This window comes from Vreelandella janggokensis (assembly GCF_031451615.1).
Lineage (GTDB): Bacteria > Pseudomonadota > Gammaproteobacteria > Pseudomonadales > Halomonadaceae > Vreelandella > Vreelandella janggokensis.
Genome location: NZ_JARWAJ010000001.1, coordinates 842853 through 862432, shown reverse-complemented (window position 1 = coordinate 862432; position 19580 = coordinate 842853). Strand labels below are relative to the sequence as shown.

Genomic DNA, 19580 nt, shown 5'->3' with positions numbered 1-19580 from the left:
CCATTTACCTGCGCAAAATCACCAGCCAGCGGCCCAGGTTCATCACGCTGGCAAGCGACGCCGCTACATAGGTGAAGGCGCAGGCCGTCAGCACATGCCGGGCGCCGTGCATATCGTTGGGGGGCACATATTCCTTCAGTAGCGGCAGGGCCCGGTTGAAGCTGGCATCAAACTCGACGGGCAAGGTGACCAGATGCACCAGTGCCGCGGTGCCGAAGCTGATCACGGCCATGACGATGATCACCGCCAGCCCGCCCGGCAACCGAGTGAGTAGAAACAGAAACGGCGCCGCCATCATCAATATCGCGCCCAGTTTTTCAGCTTTTTGCGCCACCTTCACCAGACGACTGCGCGCCAATAGCGGCGCGTAACCTTGGTGATGCTGAATGGCGTGCCCAACTTCATGGGCGGCCACCGTGACGGCGGTCAGTGAACGTCCATCGTAATTATCCGGAGAAAGACGGACGCAGCGTGTTTCAGGGTCATAATGGTCACCGAATTCAGTGCGCTCGACACTCGCTCCCTCTATGCCCAGTCGGCGCAGCAAATGATCGGCAAGCTCGGCGCCGGTACCGGGATAGTCGTCACGTCCCCGAGTGTGGCGCTTGAGTACCCATTTGGCCCACAGGTTAGGCAGCACAAAAATCGCCAGGGCGAAGATAATCAGCACAACGAACATCATGGTTCCCAGCCCCCCAAAACGAATTGACATGACCTATTAAACATCTTTTCTACAGGACGTGACGACCGGGAAGGATGAAAGTGCCTATTTTATTCGCTGGCAGCCTCCTGATAGCTTGCGGCCACGTCACGCTTGACCGCCTGAAGTCCTCGCGCCGATATATAATCTTCCGCATGAGCATGCTCGGCGATCAGCACGCTATCGGCGGCCAGTACCAGCTGGCAGTCGGTGTCGGCCAGTTCGTTGCGTAAATGCTGGATAGCTTCTTCTCGAGCGGGGTCTTGATCAACACGGCGAATATAAATGGCCTTTATACGCCCAGGGTAATCGCGGACAACCTCACTATACACCTCAGGGTCATGCTGACCGCTGTCGCCTATCAAAATACAAGGCATGTCATCGAATAGCGCCAGCATATGATCGATCAGATCCCGCTTGTGTGCCTCCCCTCGCCTCGGCCAGGGATGGCGCCACGAAATACCCCATTCCCGCAAAAAAAGAATAGGGCCTACCGGAATGCGGTTGAGTTGAAAAAATGCTTCCAGCATTTCATAGATAGCCCAAGGCCCGCGGGAAACATACAGAATAGGCCGTTCGGCTTTATCGCTGGCACCGCGATGCAGCGCCTGATAGAGGGAAGCAACTCCAGGAAATGCAGTACGGCGGTGCGGCTTGCGCACAAACAGGCGGTACAGCATCTTGAGCTTTTCAGCCACGCCGGTGAACATCACGGTGTCATCAATATCACTGATCACCACCAAGTCTGCCTCGGGCGGCGGTACGTAAATTTCTACCTGGGTGTTAACGGGCCGCTGGCCTTCAGCCTGAACCTTTATGTCTGCAACATGCCAGGAAACATCGATAGGAAGAGGATGACTGATCGGCAGGTGGACATTGAAGTAGCCATCGCGGTCGGTCGTCACACACAGCTGATTTTCACCTAGGGAAAGTTCGATAGCCGCGCCGGAAAATCCGCGACGAAAGACACGCCTGGCGACGTCAGCTGTGTCGCGCAGCATGCCCCGCCTGGGAATGGCGCGGCCCAGGGCGGCCTGACGGAACACCCTGCCCATGACGAAGATTTCTCGTTGAGACCCGTAGCCACGATAGGGGTGAACCATCATGCCGCCGCGGCCAAGATCGCGTTTCATGGGCTTGGCAATCACATGGGTAAGCCGCTTAACGAAGCTTGACCACTGGCGAAACACCTTCATCAAGCGTGCTGGCCTGAATGACGTCCTTCTTGAAGTTCTTCCAGAAGCTTCGCATTAAAGTCATCAAGGTCTTTGGGCGTGCGACTGGTGACCAGACCGCTATCGACCACGACAGGCTCATCTACCCAGTTGGCACCCGCATTACGCAGATCCTGGGCGACGCTCGCCACCGAGGTCATGCGACGCCCTTCTACGACACCCGCATTAATCAGAATCCAGGGGGCATGGCAAATAGCCGCTACCGGCTTACCTGCCTGAAAGAACGCTTTCGCAAAATTCAGCGCATCATCATTGAGGCGTAGCGCATCAGGATTAAACAGACCGCCCGGCAGGACTAAGGCGTGATAGTCAGATTCGTTGACGTCAGCAAGGGCCACATCGGCATCATAGGTGTCTCCCCAATCAGTCTCGGCCCAGGCACGAATACCTTTCCCTTCAGGCGTGACTACATGCACCTCAACGCCATTTTTCTGAAGTGCCGCACGGGGAACGCTTAATTCGGATTCTTCAAAGCCATCGGTCGCCAGAATAGCAACGCGTTTTCCATTTAGTGCTTGACTCATCATGCTCTCCTTTTCGTGATGATTAGACGTTAACAACACCTAACCAGTGTGGCATCTGTTGTATAATCGTCAAGCCAAATACCCAATGCGCGGGGCGCTAGGCGTTGTACAGCACCTCGCCCATCTGACGAATGTCGTAGCCCCCAAGTGCCTTAGCACGCTGAGCAAACCGGGGCTGACGGGTAAACGCCAATAGCGCCTGCATGCTCGGCTCGAAGTAGCTGCGGCGATGCATCATTAAATCGAACTGCTCATCGTAAAGCGGGATAAAACCCAGTTGCTGACGCCGCGCCGCTGCTTCAACGCCGAGCCCGACATCCGCCTCCCCTTGCAGAACGCTCAGCGCCAAATCGTCTTCGTTCAGACTCGGGTGAGCCGCCCAATCAACCGACGTTGTCATGATGCCCGCTTTGCCGAGCAGGTAAGTTAACAACCGAGCGGCACCGGCACCGGGTTGGCGGTGAGCAACGCGTATCTTGGGGCGCGTCAGGTCGGCCACGCTGTTAATCCCTAATGGATTCCCAGCGGGAATCAATAACCCCTGGCGCCGGATTGCCCAGCGCAACACAACCAAATCTTTTACGCCGCCCAACCCCAATAAATGCGGCTGGTTGTATTGACCGCTGTCAGGATCGAGCAAGTGCACCCCGGCAACCATGGCGCGACCCTCCAGCAGGCGACGAACGCCGTCGCCGCTGCCATGAAACAAGCTGGCCAAGTCGGAGCGACTTTCGCGGATGGCCCATTCCAGTAACGGATCCTGGCTACCGGCTACCACTGCAGGCGGCGGTTGGCGTTGGGCCTGATCCCCTTCCAGATGGTTGAGCACCCATAAATCAATCTGTTGGCGAGGAAAGAGCAATTTCCCCGTCACACGGCTACAAGGTATCTGACCCTGGCGCACCAGGTCGTAGACCTTGCGCTCCTTAAGCCGTAAATAGTCGGCCACTTCGCTGGTGGTTAAATAATTGACGCTCAACGGCAGACCCTCAGTGCTTTATGCTGCATATAGCTGCACCAATTTCAGCATAGGGTGCATCTTTGCATATTAACGATCATGCTGCCTACCTACACCACATCATGCTGACTATTGATTATGCCCGCTAGCGATAATGCTTTTTTAACCGCGCTACAGCTTATTCTGCACATTGATAGCGACCTGTTCGCGATTGTGTCGTTGTCGCTGCAGGTATCGCTCGTGGCCGTTGCGCTCGCCGCGCTTGTGGGCTTACCGCTGGGTGCCGCTCTGGCGCTTTGGCGCTTTCCCGGTCGCAACGGTGTGATTATCGTGTTGAACGCCTTGATGGGCCTCCCCCCCGTTGTCGCCGGGCTGTGTGTTTATCTGCTGCTCTCGCGCGCCGGACCACTGGGCGAATGGGGGCTACTGTTCAGCCCCACCGCCATGGTGGTGGCCCAATGGGTGTTAGTGCTACCGATTATTGCCTCGTTGACGCGCCAACAAATCGAGGCATTACACGGCGAATACGCCGAACAGCTCCAGTCACTGGGCTTATCCACCGCGAGAATGATGCCCACCCTGCTCTGGGACGCCCGCGTTGGGCTGGTCACCGTCATGCTGGCGGGGTTTGGGCGTGCCAGCGCTGAAGTCGGTGCGGTAATGATTGTGGGCGGCAATATCGAGGGTGTGACGCGGGTCATGACCACCAGCATCGTGCTGGAAACCAGCAAGGGCAATCTGCCTCTGGCACTCGGGCTGGGTATTATTCTACTGGCATTGGTGACACTGATTAATGCGATGGCCCACCTGATGGGCGAAACGGCCAAGAGGCGCTTGGGATGAATGCACCAACGTCCATACTCGCGCCTATCGCCGACCTGCAGCTCGATAGCGTCAGCTTTGAACACCGCGGCCAATCGCTTTTGGCCCCCACCTCGCTGACACTGTCGGGGTGTCGTCGTACGGTCATCATGGGCCCAAACGGCGCGGGCAAGAGCCTGCTCATGCGCTTGGCTCACGGACTACTTACCCCAACGACTGGACGTATCTACTGGCAAGGCCCTACCCCGGTACAGGCGATGGTGTTCCAACGGCCGGTGCTGCTTCGCCGCTCAGCGATTGATAACCTCACCTACGTACTGGGTATCCATAAAGTGCCCCGTGCCCAGCGTAAAGCGCGTGCCTATCAAGCGCTCGACACCTTCGGTTTAACCTCCCTCGCCCATCGTCCGGCCCGAGTACTCTCGGGTGGCGAGCAGCAGCGGCTTGCCCTGGCCCGCGCCTGGCTGCTCAACCCCGATGTGCTGTTTCTGGATGAAGCCACCTCGGCCCTGGACCCGGCAGCAATCAAAGCCGTGGAAGATGCCGTTATGGCGTTTCACGCAAGCGGCACCCGCATTGTGATGACGACTCATGACTTGCATCAGGCCAAACGCCTGGCCGATGACGTGGTGTTTTTACATAACGGTCAATTGAGGGAACACACCTCCAACGAGACATTTTTCTCCGCGCCTCGCTCGTCAGAGGGTCGCGCATTTATCCAGGGTGAGCTGGTTTGGTAACCCTGAGCATCTCGCAAAAAGAAGGAATCGTGACATGAAAAAGACAGCGATCATCACCAGCGCAAGCCTGCTAAGCCTGGCCTGGGGAGGTCTGGCGCTGGCCGATGACGACTACATCACACTGGCCTCCACCACCTCGACGGAAAATTCGGGGCTATTTGATGCCATCATTCCCCAGTTTACCGACAAGACCGATATTGATGTCCGGGTGGTGGCCGTAGGCACCGGCCAGGCGTTTGAAACCGCCCGGCGCGGCGACGCCGACAGCCTGCTGGTTCACGACACGGCAGGCGAGGAGCAGTTTGTCGCAGAGGGTTATGCCACCGAGCGCCTGAATGTCATGTACAACGACTTCGTGATCGTCGGCCCAAGCGATGATCCCGCCGACATTCAAAGCAGCGAGACCGTCGAAGAAGCCATGCAGCGCATTGCCGAAAGCGAGTCGGCCTTTGCCTCGCGGGGTGATGACAGCGGCACCAACCGTGCCGAGCTGCGTTTATGGGAAGACGCCGACGTTAACCCGCAAGGCGAGTGGTACCGAGAGCTGGGCAGTGGGATGGGGCCGACACTCAATACGGCAGCGGGCATGAACGCCTACACCCTCACTGACCGCGCTACCTGGGTGTCTTTTGAAAACCCGCAGGACTTGACCTTACTGTTTGAAGGCGATGAGGCGCTTTTTAATCAGTATGGCAGCTTGCTGATCTCGGAAGAGCGCCACCCTCACTTGAAGCATGACCTTGCCGCCCAGTGGCATGAATGGCTGGTCTCAGAAGAGGGCCAAGCCGCCATCGCTGATTACGAGGTCGATGGCCAACAGCTGTTTTTCCCCAACGCGGAATAACCTACCGACAAGTCATCGATAAAAAAGCCCCTCAGGCATGCTGCCAGAGGGGCTTCTATATAACCACATTGCTTATCTTACCCAGTTGATGCCAGGTAAAAACCTACAGCAGCTGGCGAATATCCTTGGCTTCCCAATGCGGAAAATGCTTACGCACCAGGGCGTTGAGATCGCGCTCAAACGCCGCCCAATCGGTTTTCTCTGGACCACTGCCTGACGCCTTGGCGACGCCACGGATCATCCCCGCACCGACGGTCACGTTGGTCAGCCGATCGACAATGATAAAGCTGCCGGTACCAGGGCTGCTGCGATAACTGTCAACCGGGATCGCCGCCGTCAATTCGACTTCGCAGCGGGCGATGGCATTCAAGCTCAGCGAATCCGCGGCGTGCTTTTCAAGGGTGTTCACGTCGATCTGGTAGTCAACCGCGCTGACTTGCCCTGACAGGTCCCGCGTGGCGAGCTTGAAGTCATACAGTTTGCCCGGCGCCAGCGCATCTTCATGCATCCAGACAATATCCGCTTCAAAAGCATTTGACAGCGGCAACTCTTCCTCGGCGCTGACGAGCCAGTCGCCCCGGGAAATATCGATTTCATCGTCCAGCGTAACGGTAATGGCCTGCCCCGGATACGCCGCCGTCAAGTCTCCCTCAAAGGTCACGATCCGCTCGACGCGCGAGGTTTTCCCCGAAGGCAGCACCTTCACGGCTTGGCCAGGGCGCAACACGCCCGCTGCCAAGGTGCCGCAATAGCCGCGAAAATCAAGGTTGGGCCGGTTAACATACTGCACCGGCAAACGCAGATCGGTAAGGTTCTGGTCATACGTGACCTCGACGCTTTCCAGCAGCTCAATCAGCGTTTTGCCTTCGTAGCCCGCGGTGTAATACCAGGGTGTCTGCTCGCTGGGATTGACGACGTTGTCGCCGTTGAGCGCCGACATCGGCACAAAGCGAATATCGGGGGCGTTCAGATTGGTGGCGAAAGCACGATATTCTTCGACGATTTCGTTAAAGCGCTGCTCGGAGAAATCGACCAGATCCATCTTGTTGACTGCAATGACCAGATGTTGGATACCCAGCAAATCGGCAATGAAGCTGTGGCGGCGGGTTTGCGTCTGCACGCCGTAGCGCGCGTCAATCAGGATCACCGCCAGGCTCGCGGTAGAGGCGCCGGTGGCCATGTTGCGGGTGTACTGCTCGTGTCCCGGGGTATCGGCGATAATGAACTTGCGCTTATCGGTGGAGAAAAACCGATACGCCACATCGATGGTAATGCCCTGCTCGCGCTCCGACTGCAGGCCATCGACCAGCAGCGCCAGATCAACGGTATCACCGGTGGTACCGCTGGTTTTGGACGCCTGGGTGATCGCCGCCAGTTGATCCTCAAAAATCATTTTGGAATCGTGCAGCATTCGGCCAATCAGCGTGGACTTGCCGTCATCGACACTGCCGCAGGTGATGAAGCGCAGCAGGTCCTTGTTTTCGTGTTCGTGCAGATATTGCTCGATGTTGTCGGCAATCAAGTTGGATTGGTGTGACATTAAAAGTACCCCTCACGCTTTTTCTTTTCCATCGAGCCGGCCTGGTCGTGGTCGATGGCGCGGCCGCTGCGTTCGCTGGTTTTGGTCAGCAGCATTTCCTGGATGACCTCGGGCAAGGTGGCGGCTTTGGATTCCACCGCGCCGGTGAGCGGGTAGCAGCCCAGGGTTCTGAAACGCACCCACTTTTCTTCCGGCACTTCGCCAGGCTCCAGCGGCATGCGGTCGTCGTCGACCATGATCTGCATGCCGTCACGCTCGACCACCGGGCGTGGGGCTGACAGGTACAACGGCACAATGGGGATCGATTCCAGATAGATGTACTGCCAGATATCCAACTCGGTCCAGTTGGAAAGCGGGAACACGCGAATCGATTCGCCCTTGTTGACCTTGGCGTTGTAGATATTCCACAGCTCCGGGCGCTGTTTTTTCGGGTCCCAGCGGTGGTATTTATCGCGGAAGGAGTAGACACGTTCCTTGGCACGGGACGCTTCTTCGTCGCGCCGGGCACCGCCAAAGGCGGCGTCAAACCCATGCTTGTCCAGCGCCTGCTTGAGCGCCTGGGTTTTCATGATGTCGGTGTACTTGGCACTGCCGTGGTCAAACGGGTTGATGTTCGCCGCACGACCTTCTTCGTTGGTGTGGACGATAAGCTCCATGCCCGCCTCTGCCGCCATGCGGTTGCGGAACTCGATCATCTCGCGGAATTTCCAGGTGGTGTCTATATGCATCAGCGGGAACGGGGGCGTGCCGGGGTAAAACGCCTTGCGCGCCAGGTGCAGCATCACTGAGGAATCTTTGCCGATGGAGTACATCATCACCGGATTGGAAAACTCGGCGGCGACTTCGCGAATGATATGGATCGATTCCGCTTCGAGCTGCTTCAAGTGCGTCATGCGCGCAGCACTAGGCGCACCGGGCATTTCAGGCCGCGACGCGGCTGAAAGATTGGAAAACTGGGACATGGCCGACTACCTCACAAAAACAAACCTGTGCACTGCGGAAAAGCTGAGCGCTAAGATGTGGGTAGGGTAACGTCTTGTCGATAATAACCCAAAAGAATTAATAACTATCTTTTTATTCTTTTACTGCCTATAAGATCAAAAAGCCGTTTTGACGGCTAAACCGTGACACGCTCGACCCGGGTTTCCCACTGCTGGTCGTGGAAATCAACGATGCGATAACCGGGGCGTGATGCCTCATCAATCATAAAGTGTTCTGCCCCAGGCATGAATTGATCGGCAATCGCCGGGCAGCCATAAACGGCAACATCATGTGTACCGGCTACATGGCGCTGGGTATATGTCTGATGGGCGTGACCAAACAGGATGACCTTGACCTGGGGAAACGCGCTGATGACCTCCCAGAACGCATCGCGGTCCTGCAAACCAATGGCATCCATCCAGGTCGCTCCCACCTCAACGGGAGGATGATGCATCGCGATCAAGGTCGGTCGGCGATCTCCTTCAAGCTTTGACGATAGCGTCGCCAAGGCGTCACGGCCCAGTTCACCATAGGGCTCCCCCTCAACCGGGGTGTGCAGCAGCAGTAGGCGCCAGGGCGGCAACGACACCTCATCGACCAGCGGATGTTCTGCTTGCATCAGCGCGGGCTGGTCGTGATTACCCGCCATCCAGGCCCACGGACAGGGCAACTGCGACATCGCCTCACTGGCCAGTGCATAAGAGGTCGCTGTTTCGTCCTGACTGACATCACCGGTCAACACCACGAAGTCGGGTCGCTCAGCGATGACCGCCTGCAGCACCCGCTGTAGGTGATGCCAGGGCACTCCCGCGCGGGAACGCGCTTGTTTATCCGCGTACAGGTGGGCATCGGTGATTTGCACCAGGCGCATCAGGGAAGCTCCGGTACATCAACGGTGTGTCCATGTGCCAGGGCATGAGCCAGCCATTCGCCGAGAAAGCGATTCAACTGAAGCTTTTCATCCGGCTGGTGCATCCGCGCATTAGGGTAGCGGTAACGCCCTCTAAAGTGGCGCTCGCGCTGAAAATCGGTGACTTCTGCCATGCGGACGTCGTGGTAAAGATGCACACGCATGCGAGGCCCTTCCCACAAGGTATCCATCGGACTGCTTTGCGACACTTCCAACATGGTGGTGTAAGGGGCGTTTTGCAAAATCTTGAGTTGTAAAACACCGAAATCCTGGTCATCGCCGCGCAAGGCAATGTTGCGTTGCTGGTCGCCTTCCAGGTCACCCACCAGGCGAACCAGTCGCAAATAGTTGGCGCTGCACTCGGCTTGGAGCGTCTTCAAATCGGTGACATAAGCCATTTTCGCCATGCTCACTCCTCGTCGGTTTCGCTCTGCGGGGGTATTGGGCGGGAAGCGGCGCGTAAAGACGCCCGCTGGCCTGCCAGCCAATGCAGTGCAATCAAGCACATGGCGTTGTCGAGTCTTCCCTGGCCCAAGAGTTCCCATGCAGTGGGAAAAGACACCACATGGACGCGAATATCTTCATGTTCTTCAGCCAGGCCATGAACCCCGCCCACCCCCTGCGTATTGATCAAGCCGCAGAACAGTGTCACGCGTTCGTTACAGGCGCCTGGACTGGGGTAATAGGAGTGCAGTTTAGTCAATTGGCCCACATGACACCCGGCCTCTTCCAGAGATTCACGACGGGCAACATCTTCCAGTGACTCGTCCTGCTCGACGAGGCCGGCCACGAGCTCAAGCTTCCATGGCGTGTGCGGATCGTCAACGGCACCGGCACGGAACTGTTCAACCAACACCAGGTTATCGCGCGCGGGGTCGTAAAGCAGCACCCCCACGGCATCAAAGCGTTGATGGACCTCGCGACGCATGACGTCGCTCCACCCGCCTTCAAACAGGCGATGACGAAGCTCTAACGCCTCCAGGCGGAAAAAGCCCTGGTGCAGGGTTTCACGTTTATGCAGTTCAACATCTTCGCGGCCTAGCGGCGTGTTGAGCAGAGACGTGCTGGCGCTGGATGCCATAAGGCGCTCCCGGTGACAACAATTGTCCTATTATCAATGCTTGCCACCGGGAATGCCAATTTGTGGAAGGAGTTATAGTTCACCAAGCAACGCTTCGGCGTCACGGCGCAACGCTTCATCGGACTGTTGGCGACCCTCGCGGGCGGTGCCGTTCAAGGCGCGCTGGGCATGCTCCCGAGCCGCCTGGGTATTGCCTTCTTCCTGGAGGAAGGTCGCGTAGTAATAGTTGACATCGATGCCGTCAGGCCGAATCTGCAAGGCCCGCTGAAACATCTTGTCTGCCGTATCACTATCGCCAAAACCAATCAGCCCACCGGGTACGCGGTCGTATAGCGCCCCCAACGTCACATAGGCAGAGCCATTATTGCCTTGCGGATCGATCTCGACAGCACGTTCGAGGGTATTCCGGGCGTCTTTGGCAACGCCCAACGCACCAAGACCACCTCGCTCACGGGCATAAGCGGCCAATACCACCCCTTTCCAGACCAACACGTCGGCTTCGTCGCTATGCTGCTCAGCAAGCTGTGTCACTTCGTCGGCCAGGCCACTGAGCGCTTCTTCCCGCTCACTTTGAGGCATCTCCGTTACCGTATGCTCCCAGCGGTTCTTAAGCGAGAACAGCTCGCTTTCATAAGCCACCGCGTTAAACGACGCGAGCGCCAGTGAACTGCTGAGCGCGGTCATTGCGAAATAGCGCATCAGGTTTGAGTGAACCATTATCAACTCCTTAGCTTGTTGTTGTCGGATAACTGCCAGTCGGCAAAATAAGTCACCCGGACAATGTAACGAACGTTTGAATTAATCGCCAGTCGCAAATCATTCGACGCGACGTTTGGCCGTCCTGAGGCAAATCGCGTTAAAGTGGGGATCGCCTAACCAGAAGGGAGTTGGCAATGAAAGGCCGCAACATGACACGTTGGCGCGATCCGGCAAAAGACCCGCGCCAGGAACCTAAAAGCAACCTGATTACCGCTGAGGGTGCAGCACGCCTGAGAGGCATTCTGGACCATCTCTCGCGGGTAAAACGCCCGCAAATTTCGGCGAAAGTGGGCGAAGCGGCCGCCCAGGGTGATCGCAGTGAAAACGCCGATTACACCTACAACAAGAAGGAACTCAATCGCGTCATCGCCCGTATTCGATACCTCACCAAGCGTCTGGATGAGCTCCAGGTGGTCGACCGCCTGCCCGCCAACACGCAAAAAATATTTTTTGGCGCCTTTGTCAGCCTGGAAGACGAAGAAGGTGAAACGCTGTCTCTACGCATTGTTGGCCACGATGAAACCGATACGCAAAAACGCTGGATCAGTATCGATGCTCCCATGGCCAAGGCCTTGCTGGGCAAGGAAGTGGGCGAGGATATAACAGTGCTCACGCCCAACGGCGAGACGTTCTACACCGTGACAGCCATTGACTATGCCCCCGAACGGTAATTAATACTGCTGGGCGCGATAGACCCTGAAACGGCGATTATCCGCCAGGGTCTGGAACTGCCCAAATGCGTTCTGGAGCCGGTCCGGATAGGGCAAGAACGCATTGGCAACCAGCAATAATTGGCCCGCTGACGTCAAGTGGGTCGGCGCCTGACTGATCAGGCGCTGGCTTGGCCCATAGCTGACATCACGCTCCTGGTGAAAAGGCGGATTGCTGACGATAAGATCAAAGTGTTCGCCCTGCAAAGCACTGAATACATCACTTTGCAATACGCGGCCTTCGAGCCCGTTGACCCTCAGCGTTCGCTGGGTCGACTCAACCGCAAACGCACTGACATCCACCGCGGTGACCTGATGCCCGCGACGGGCCAGCCACGCGCTGATAATCCCGTCACCGCAGCCCATATCCAGCACGTGCAGAGGGTTGCTGAGTGGTGTGCTGGGAAGTTCGCTCTCCAGGACGTTCAGGAGTAGCCGGGTGCCTTCGTCGACCTTGCCATGCCCGAATACGCCCGGGTGGCTGATCAGTGCCAGACCCAGCGCGTCGAAACGCGTCCACACATCGTCCTTGGAAGCGAGCTTTACCGTGCGGGTGGCAAATAGCGAGCAGCGTCGGGCGTTATCCAGTTTGTCGCACTCCATGCCCCGCTCAGCGAGCAACTTGGGGACGCGCTTGATGCCTCCATTATGCTCACCGACAACCTCTACCGGCGTGTCACCTGGCAATACCTCACATAGCCACTCCAGCCACCAGATACCCAACTGATGGGCTTTGGGCCAGAACAGCACCACCTCGCCTGCCAGGTACTCAACATGCTCATCCACAAACGGGCTAAACGCTGATTTACCCCGAGCGCGCCAAGCGTCAAGCACAGCCAAGTCAGCGCTGACAACACCCGTTGATTGCTCAACCAACCAGGGATCCAACGGCGGACCGACTCCCCAGAGCGGCTCATCGCGCGCTGGCTGTCGTTCAAGCAGTTGGCAGGCAGGCGTTTGGGCACTCATTCGACGGTCTCCGGTTTGCTGAGGGTATAAAGCAAGTAGCGACCCAGGCGCCAGTGGGGGTCCTGCCGGCAGTAGCATTTTTCCAGCGCCAGCAGCGTGTCGCGCTCGCGTGGCGCTAACGCGGGCTGGCGTAAATAGTCCTGAAAGACTCGAATACCGGCTACCGACTCAACAACCAAGCCATTTTCCCCGCTCCACTGCACAACCTGGTCGTGGGTGATGGGCGAAATGGGCGTCAGTCGCTGGCCCCTGCCCTGACCCTCAAGCTGGTCGCTTAAGGCTTTTTGTAAGTTACCTTTCATGGCATTGGAAAAACGCAGCGCATCACGGTTAAACACCATGAGACTCAGTTGACCGCCTGGGGCGAGCAGGCTCGCCAGCGTTTGCATGGCCAAACGCGGCTCGCCGAGCCATTCCAGTACCGCGTGGCAGGCAATGAGTGGCCAGGGACCTGGGGCGTGCTGCCGAATCGTTTGCAGAGGCGCCTGCAGGTACTCAATCGCATCGCTGGGCAGCTCATTGGCATCACGATGCCAGTTTTTTGCATGGTCCAGCATTTCGCCAGAGGGCTCTGCCATCGTGACCTTATGCCCTCGCTCTGCAAACCACGCAGTTTGCTGGCCCAGGCCACCGCCGATATCCAATACCGCCTGCTGCTGTAAATTCAGCATCTGCGGTAATAAATAGTCGAGCATAGCCAGACGCAACTCACCTCTGGGCGCCTGGTAGAGCGATCGTGAAAACTTGTCGACCAGGCCGTCGAAGTAACGATCGCCCGCTTGGGTCAATTCATAATGTGGATGCATTCAATGGGCCGAGCGTTGTATCAAAGCCATGTAGTTTACCTTTCTGAAGAATATAACGCTTGTCACTCTAGGGGAGATGAGGGACGGGTTAATGTTATCAACTAATGTACGCGTATTGCCTTTCAAATCGAAAAGCCCTACTTTGGGAACGTTACCATTTATATCAATCCATTTTTATGCCTTCATCCCGAGCTACCCTCATCGAAGTTGCCAAATTGGCAGGCACCTCTAAAACCAGCGTTTCGCGCTATTTTGGCGAAGAGCATGACCGGCTATCGCCTTCCCTCAAAAGGCGCATCGCCCAGGCGGCAGGGACCCTTGGCTACCAGCCGAATCAAATGGCACGCGGCTTAAAAGGGGGGCACTCGAAATTGATCGGAATGTTGGTCGCCGATATCCGCAATCCGTTTTCAGTAGCCATCACCCACGGTGTCGAGCAAGCTTGCCGCCAATACGGCTACTCGCTAGTCGTGTGTAATACCGACAATGACCCGGAGCAGGAGCGCCAGCATCTAGACCTGCTTGGCGCCTATCAAGTGGAAGGCTTGGTGGTGAATGCATCCGGCAGCCCCGAACACCAGCTGCATACCATTATGAGTCAGGGAACCCCTATTGTGCTGCTAGACCGCGACGTCGACCATGTGGAGGCGGAAGTGGTCGGGCTCGATAATCACCTGGCGGTTGATATGGCGCTCGAACACTTGTGCGCCCAGGGCTACCAAGCCGTACTGTATGTCAGCGAAGCGCCCGAACAATCAAGCACGCGTCAACGACGTTTGTCGCGTTTTCACCAAGCTGCCGAACTACGCGGGCTGCATCACGCGACATTACTGCTTACCACCGAAGATGGCACTGCATCGCAGCAAATGCTAAGCGACTTTTTAGCCGACCACCAACAGCACGCTTGTGCCGTTTTGTGTGGTAACGGTAATGCCACCCTAGCAGTGACTGCCCTTTTTCAGCAGTTGGGCTTAACACTTGGCAAGACAGGCTTGATGGGGATTGATGAACTCGATTGGTGCGCCTTAGTGCCTCCCGGCATCACCACCCTTGGCCAGCCCACCGATGCGATCGGCAAAGCGGCAATTGAATGTTTGATGCATCGCATTGCACCCCATATATCGGCAATGCCGACCACGGTGAGTTTTGCCCCTGGCCTGATTGAGCGGGGCTCCACCCAGCGCTAATTTCCAAGGCATCGCTAGAAAAGAGTCGCAAAAATGGTATCGTTCCCATTGAATGCTAAAAAACAGTCGAAAGAGAATATTGACCATGCCACACGCTATCGATAGCCCACCCGAAATTCTCACCTTTGGCGAGGCCATGGCCATGTTTGTAGCGGATACGCCGGGCGATTTATCCGCTATCGAGGGTTTCCACCGCCGTTTGGCCGGTGCCGACAACAATGTCGCCATCGGCCTCTCAAGACTGGGTTTTCAAGTGGGTTGGTTAAGCCGAGTGGGCACCGATAGCTTTGGGAAGTTTATTCAGGCGGCGTTAACCGCGGAAGGTATCGATGGCCGCTATATTCACGCCGATGCACAGCACCCCACCGGACTGCTCTTTAAAGAGCGCGCCCAGGACGGCGCCGACCCGCGAGTCGAATATTTCAGACGTGGCAGTGCTGCCAGTCACCTGACGGTTGACGACGCCCAGCATGTCGACTTTCAAGCACTTAACCACCTTCACGCAACGGGCATTACACCGGCGTTATCTGAAAGCGCCTGCCAGCTTAGCCATCATTTGATGGAACAGGCCCGCGCCCATGGTGCCAGTGTTTCCTTTGACCCTAATTTGCGACCGTCACTTTGGCCCAACGAAAACGTTATGCGATCGACCCTCAACGAACTCGCCGGCCGTGCCGACTGGGTACTACCAGGGCTTTCCGAGGGCCAGCTACTCACAGGGCAAAAGACGCCTTACGACATAGCAGGCTACTATCTGGATCAAGGTGCTTCGGCGGTGGTTATCAAACTGGGCCCGGAAGGCAGCTATTACCGAGGCAGCTTAGATGGGAAAGAGGAGAGCTTTACGGTAAGCGGTTGCCCTGTCGCTGAAGTAGTGGATACCGTAGGTGCAGGCGATGGCTTTGCCGTTGGCGTAATCAGCGCCCTGCTTGATGGCTGCTCAGCACGCCAAGCCGCCCAGCGGGGAAATTTAATTGGCGCTCAGGCCGTTCAAGTCATTGGTGATATGGAAGGCCTGCCTGGTCGCGAGCGTTTACAGGTGCTTGAAGCAGAGCAACCCACCGCCTGACCCGCCTCGCTTTTTTGTAGCCGCTTTTTTACCCTGGAGATAACAATGCAAAAACGGTTAATGGTTCAAGGACGACTCAGCGATGCCCAACTGGGTGAGCTAAGCGATTTATTTAAGGTAGATGTGCTGGCAAAAACCTCCGCGCTTGATGCCCCTGAAAATCGCGCTCTATTGGCAGAGGCGCACGGCATTATCGGTTCCGGCTTGGCAATCACCCCTCAGTTGCTGGACGCAGCCCCCAACTTGGAAGTCATCGCGACCGTTTCTGTTGGCTATGACAACATCCCCGTTGATGAACTGACCAAGCGCGGCATCATGCTGTGCAATACACCGGATGTGCTTACCGAAACCACCGCCGATACGGGGTTTGCACTGGTCATGGCCACCGCGCGTCGAGTAGTGGAACTAGCCGAGTGGGTAAAAGCAGGCGAATGGCAAGCCAGTATTGGCCCCGCTCTGTTTGGTAGCGATGTGCATGGCAAAACCCTGGGCATGGTCGGCTTTGGCCGCATTGGGCAGGCAGTGGCCAGGCGCGGTGCGCTGGGCTTTGGCATGCCGGTGCTCTACTCCAACGCCTCCCCAAAGCCCGCATTAGAACGCGAGCTTGGCGCTAAGCGCTGCGAACTAAACCAACTGCTGGCCGAAGCTGACTTTGTCTGTGTCACAGTACCGCTGACAGCCGAGACCGAACACCTGATCGGCGCCAAACAATTTGCACAAATGAAACCAACCGGCATTTTCATCAATATTGCCCGCGGCAAAGTCGTCGATGAAGCGGCATTGATACACGCTCTGGAGAGCGGCGCTATACAAGCAGCCGGACTGGATGTCTTCGAGCAGGAGCCGCTCGCCGCCTCGTCAACGCTACCGACGATGGCCAATGTCGTCGCTTTGCCGCATATCGGCTCTGCCACCCATGAAACCCGCGACGCCATGGCTCAACGGGCTGTGAATAATATTCGCTTGGCGCTTCAGGGTGAACGCCCCATTAGCCTGGTCAATCAGGAAACCTATCAATGAACTCTGCGATGAGCACAGCCACACCGCTCTGTCTGCTGTTTGACTGCGATGGCACCCTGGTGGATAGCGAGATACTGCTTGCCGAGGTGATGGGCGAGATACTTCCTGAATTCGGCCTACCCTTTTCAGCCCGACAGTATATGGATGAATTTCGCGGGGTGCGTTTCCAGACCATCGTCCAAACACTGGAAAGCCGTTTTCAGACGTTGGCAGAAGACAAATTCACCCAGCTTGAAGCGGACATGCGGGCACGCATGGAAGCCCGCATGCGTGCCGAGCTTGTGGTAATACCCGGCATGCCCGATGCGTTGGAACAGTTAAGCAGCCACCCTATGGCCGTGGTATCCAATGGCCCCGAGCGCAAGATCCGTTGCGCGCTGGAAAGCACCGCGTTAGGCCACCATTTTGAAGGCAGGCTGTTTAGCGCCTACACCCTCAACGTATGGAAGCCAGATCCCGAGCTGTATCGCAAGGCGGCGGCCGCCATGGGCTATACTCCCCGTCAGTGTGTGGTGATTGATGATGCGGCGGTGGGTGTCGAGGCAGGCCTAGCGGCAGGCATGCAGGTGATTCATCTGAACCACTTTCCTGGAGAGGAAATCACTCCCGACGGTGCGATCGGCATTCTGCATGCCAGTGAATTACCCACCGCGATTGCCAACCTATCCACCAACGTGCCTGCTGACGTTTAATATCTGGAGTTGACACATATTGGTGAAAATCGGCTCAGGAGGATTCAATGAGGTTATTTTCATTGCAAGATCAAGTGGCGATGGTTACCGGCTGCAACAAAGGCTTAGGCCAAGGCATGGCCGTGGCCCTGGCCGAAGCGGGTGCTGATATTGTCGGTGTCAGCCGCCGCCCTGCCCAGGAAACCCGCCAGCAGGTTGAAGCCTTAGGCAAGCGCTTTTACGCTGTTGAAGCAGAGTTAGGCAATGATTCGCCTAACGACATTGTTCATCAAGCGGTCACTCAGGCGGGCAAGCTGGACATCTTGGTCAACAATGCGGGGACGATTCGCCGGGCACCGGCTATCGAGTTCACCGAAGAAGACTGGGACGCGGTGATAGACATCAACTTGAAGGCAGCGTTTTTTCTCTCCCAGCAGGTGGCTAAACACCTGATTGAGCGCGAGGCACCGGGCAAGATCGTCAATATTGCCTCACTGCTGTCGTTCCAAGGCGGTATTCGCGTGCCCTCCTACACCGCCAGCAAAAGCGGCATCCTCGGCCTAACCCGCCTGATGGCCAACGAATGGGCTGCCCATGATATAAACGTCAATGCCATCGCCCCAGGGTACATGGCCACCGATAATACCCAGGCGCTGCGCGACGACCCCAAGCGACACGATGAAATACTCGGTCGCATACCCGCGGGCCGCTGGGGGACGCCCGAGGATCTAGCGGGTGCCGTGATCTTTTTATGCTCCGACGCTGCCCACTACGTCCATGGTCATACCCTGGCAGTTGACGGTGGCTGGCTAGCCCGCTAAATGATATCCAGCAGTAAGTTGAATGCCATCCAGCCAGTCACTAGCCAGCCGTCGACTGCCGCAACACGAACTCTACGCCACGCAGCTCGGCAAGGCCACGCATGCGCCCGTAAAGCGGGTAACCCGGTGCCGTATGGCGCTGTTGATCATCGAGAAGCTGGTGACCGTGATCCGGGCGCATCGGTAAACGTGCCCCACCTTCGCGTTCGCGGCGCCGCTCTTCTTTCACCAGCGCATGAATGACCCCCACCATGTCCACATCACCGGCTAGGTGCGACGCCTCGTGAAAAGACAGGTTATCCGCTTCGCGCTGCGTGGCACGCAGATGGATAAAATGAATATGTGGGGCAAAGTGGCGGGTCATGGCCACCAAGTCATTATCTTCACGGACGCCATAAGACCCTGTGCAAAGCGTCAAACCATTGGCGGGGCTGGGCACACGATCGATAATCCACTGGGCATCCTCGCGCGTCGATACCACCCGGGGCAATCCCAGCAACGGCCGGGGCGGGTCATCCGGGTGGATGGCCATACGAATGCCCACCTCTTCCGCCACCGGAATAACCGCCTGCAGAAAGTAACCCAGGTTTTCTCGCAACCGGGCGGCGTCGACATCGGCATACCCTTCCAGCACAGCCCGAAACTGTTCAAGGGTGTAATGCTCCTCGGCGCCGGGCAGCCCCGCGATCAGGGTATTGACTAATTGGTCACGGCCAGCGCTATCCAAGCTTTCCAGATAGCGACTTGCTTGAGCTTTTTCCTCAGCGCTGTAGTCTTGCTCAGCCCCTGGTCGCCGCAGCAGATAAAGATCGAAGGCCGCAAAAGCCACCTGATCAAAGCGCAGCGCCAAGGCGCCATCAGCTAATTCATAGGTCAGGTCAGTACGTGTCCAATCGAGTACCGGCATGAAGTTATAGCAAACGGTGTCGATACCGCAGGCCGCCAGGTGTCGCAGCGTCTGGCAATACGTTTCGATCAGCGCGTCACGTTCTGGCAGTCCTTTCTTGATCGACTCATGGACCGGGACGCTCTCCACCACCGACCATGTCAGGCCAGCAGCGTCGATCATCTGCTGACGCTCGCGAATCGCCTCAACCGGCCATACCTGATCATTAGGCACCTCATGCAGGGCGGTAACGATACCGGTTGCGCCTGTCTGGCGAATCTCGTCGAGGCCAATCGCATCATTCGGGCCAAACCAACGCCAGGTGTGTTCCATGGTGCTCTCCTTTT

Annotated in this window: 22 protein-coding genes; 9 read left to right on the top strand and 13 right to left on the bottom strand. The window is 57.1% G+C overall.

The window, feature by feature from the left end:
• Positions 1-4 precede the first annotated feature (4 nt).
• The 4 genes from QC816_RS03915 to QC816_RS03900 all read right to left on the bottom strand — a co-directional run bounded on the left by QC816_RS03915 (position 5) and on the right by QC816_RS03900 (position 3438).
• Complete coding sequence (locus tag QC816_RS03915; RefSeq protein ID WP_066317710.1) at positions 5-679, bottom strand: zinc metallopeptidase; 675 nt, start codon at positions 677-679, stop codon at positions 5-7.
• Between the two features lie 92 nt (positions 680-771).
• Positions 772-1896, bottom strand: coding sequence for an App1 family protein (locus tag QC816_RS03910; protein WP_085917920.1), 1125 nt, complete (start codon positions 1894-1896; stop codon positions 772-774).
• Complete coding sequence (locus QC816_RS03905) at positions 1896-2459, bottom strand: type 1 glutamine amidotransferase domain-containing protein (RefSeq protein ID WP_085917919.1); 564 nt, start codon at positions 2457-2459, stop codon at positions 1896-1898. The genes QC816_RS03910 and QC816_RS03905 overlap by 1 nt, the downstream gene beginning before the upstream one ends.
• 97 nt (positions 2460-2556) lie before the next feature.
• Positions 2557-3438: a helix-turn-helix transcriptional regulator gene (locus tag QC816_RS03900; RefSeq protein ID WP_199283507.1), complete on the bottom strand. Its 882-nt coding sequence runs from the start codon at positions 3436-3438 to the stop codon at positions 2557-2559.
• A gap of 117 nt (positions 3439-3555) precedes the next feature.
• Here QC816_RS03900 and QC816_RS03895 point away from each other — a divergent pair, with 117 nt between their 5' ends.
• From QC816_RS03895 to QC816_RS03885, 3 genes are read left to right on the top strand one after another with little or no spacing between them, the layout of a single operon-like run.
• Positions 3556-4260 carry an ABC transporter permease gene (locus QC816_RS03895; RefSeq protein WP_309781070.1) on the top strand — a complete coding sequence of 235 codons (705 nt, stop codon included), beginning with the start codon at positions 3556-3558 and terminating at the stop codon, positions 4258-4260.
• On the top strand, positions 4257-4979 hold the full coding sequence (locus QC816_RS03890) for an ATP-binding cassette domain-containing protein (RefSeq protein WP_085917916.1): 723 nt from the start codon (positions 4257-4259) through the stop codon (positions 4977-4979). The genes QC816_RS03895 and QC816_RS03890 overlap by 4 nt, the downstream gene beginning before the upstream one ends.
• 34 nt (positions 4980-5013) lie before the next feature.
• Positions 5014-5823 (top strand): ABC transporter substrate-binding protein, encoded by an 810-nt coding sequence (locus QC816_RS03885; RefSeq protein ID WP_085917915.1) that lies wholly within the window; start codon positions 5014-5016, stop codon positions 5821-5823.
• A 103-nt stretch (positions 5824-5926) separates the two neighbouring features.
• Here QC816_RS03885 and cysN read toward each other — a convergent pair whose 3' ends face one another.
• The 6 genes from cysN to QC816_RS03855 form a co-directional block, all read right to left on the bottom strand.
• Positions 5927-7363 carry a sulfate adenylyltransferase subunit CysN gene (cysN, locus tag QC816_RS03880; RefSeq protein WP_085917914.1) on the bottom strand — a complete coding sequence of 479 codons (1437 nt, stop codon included), beginning with the start codon at positions 7361-7363 and terminating at the stop codon, positions 5927-5929.
• The gene (cysD, locus tag QC816_RS03875) at positions 7363-8325 is read right to left on the bottom strand and encodes a sulfate adenylyltransferase subunit CysD (protein ID WP_422823549.1); all 963 of its coding nucleotides are present in this window, start codon (positions 8323-8325) and stop codon (positions 7363-7365) included. Before cysD ends, cysN begins: the two co-directional genes overlap by 1 nt.
• A gap of 155 nt (positions 8326-8480) precedes the next feature.
• Entirely contained in the window at positions 8481-9215 is a 735-nt protein-coding gene (locus QC816_RS03870; protein WP_264823322.1) for a metallophosphoesterase, read from the bottom strand.
• Positions 9215-9661 carry a DUF1249 domain-containing protein gene (locus QC816_RS03865; protein WP_085917912.1) on the bottom strand — a complete coding sequence of 149 codons (447 nt, stop codon included), beginning with the start codon at positions 9659-9661 and terminating at the stop codon, positions 9215-9217. The genes QC816_RS03870 and QC816_RS03865 overlap by 1 nt, the downstream gene beginning before the upstream one ends.
• A gap of 2 nt (positions 9662-9663) precedes the next feature.
• Positions 9664-10335, bottom strand: a complete 672-nt coding sequence (locus QC816_RS03860) for an NUDIX domain-containing protein (RefSeq protein WP_309781067.1) — start codon at positions 10333-10335, stop codon at positions 9664-9666.
• Positions 10336-10407: 72 nt separating this feature from the next.
• Positions 10408-11034 (bottom strand): hypothetical protein, encoded by a 627-nt coding sequence (locus QC816_RS03855; RefSeq protein ID WP_422823730.1) that lies wholly within the window; start codon positions 11032-11034, stop codon positions 10408-10410.
• Positions 11035-11228: 194 nt separating this feature from the next.
• Here QC816_RS03855 and greB point away from each other — a divergent pair, with 194 nt between their 5' ends.
• On the top strand, positions 11229-11765 hold the full coding sequence (gene greB, locus QC816_RS03850) for a transcription elongation factor GreB (RefSeq protein ID WP_085917909.1): 537 nt from the start codon (positions 11229-11231) through the stop codon (positions 11763-11765).
• On the opposite strand, the gene QC816_RS03845 is transcribed toward greB, so the two are convergent.
• Positions 11766-12773, bottom strand: a complete 1008-nt coding sequence (locus QC816_RS03845) for a methyltransferase (protein WP_199283512.1) — start codon at positions 12771-12773, stop codon at positions 11766-11768. It abuts the gene before it with no gap.
• A complete protein-coding gene (locus QC816_RS03840) occupies positions 12770-13579 on the bottom strand; it encodes a methyltransferase domain-containing protein (protein WP_085917907.1) in 810 nt (269 codons plus the stop codon). The genes QC816_RS03845 and QC816_RS03840 overlap by 4 nt, the downstream gene beginning before the upstream one ends.
• 176 nt (positions 13580-13755) lie before the next feature.
• Between QC816_RS03840 and QC816_RS03835 the strand changes: the two genes are divergently transcribed.
• The 5 genes from QC816_RS03835 to kduD all read left to right on the top strand — a co-directional run bounded on the left by QC816_RS03835 (position 13756) and on the right by kduD (position 18347).
• A complete protein-coding gene (locus tag QC816_RS03835; RefSeq protein WP_085918981.1) occupies positions 13756-14766 on the top strand; it encodes a LacI family DNA-binding transcriptional regulator in 1011 nt (336 codons plus the stop codon).
• A gap of 85 nt (positions 14767-14851) precedes the next feature.
• Positions 14852-15835 (top strand): sugar kinase, encoded by a 984-nt coding sequence (locus QC816_RS03830; RefSeq protein ID WP_199283513.1) that lies wholly within the window; start codon positions 14852-14854, stop codon positions 15833-15835.
• Positions 15836-15880: 45 nt separating this feature from the next.
• Complete coding sequence (locus QC816_RS03825) at positions 15881-16855, top strand: 2-hydroxyacid dehydrogenase (RefSeq protein ID WP_309781065.1); 975 nt, start codon at positions 15881-15883, stop codon at positions 16853-16855.
• An 8-nt stretch (positions 16856-16863) separates the two neighbouring features.
• Entirely contained in the window at positions 16864-17547 is a 684-nt protein-coding gene (locus tag QC816_RS03820) for an HAD family hydrolase (protein WP_309781064.1), read from the top strand.
• Between the two features lie 47 nt (positions 17548-17594).
• Positions 17595-18347, top strand: coding sequence for a 2-dehydro-3-deoxy-D-gluconate 5-dehydrogenase KduD (gene kduD / locus QC816_RS03815; RefSeq protein WP_309781063.1), 753 nt, complete (start codon positions 17595-17597; stop codon positions 18345-18347).
• Positions 18348-18387: 40 nt separating this feature from the next.
• On the opposite strand, the gene uxuA is transcribed toward kduD, so the two are convergent.
• A complete protein-coding gene (gene uxuA, locus QC816_RS03810; protein ID WP_309781062.1) occupies positions 18388-19566 on the bottom strand; it encodes a mannonate dehydratase in 1179 nt (392 codons plus the stop codon).
• Positions 19567-19580 lie beyond the last annotated feature (14 nt).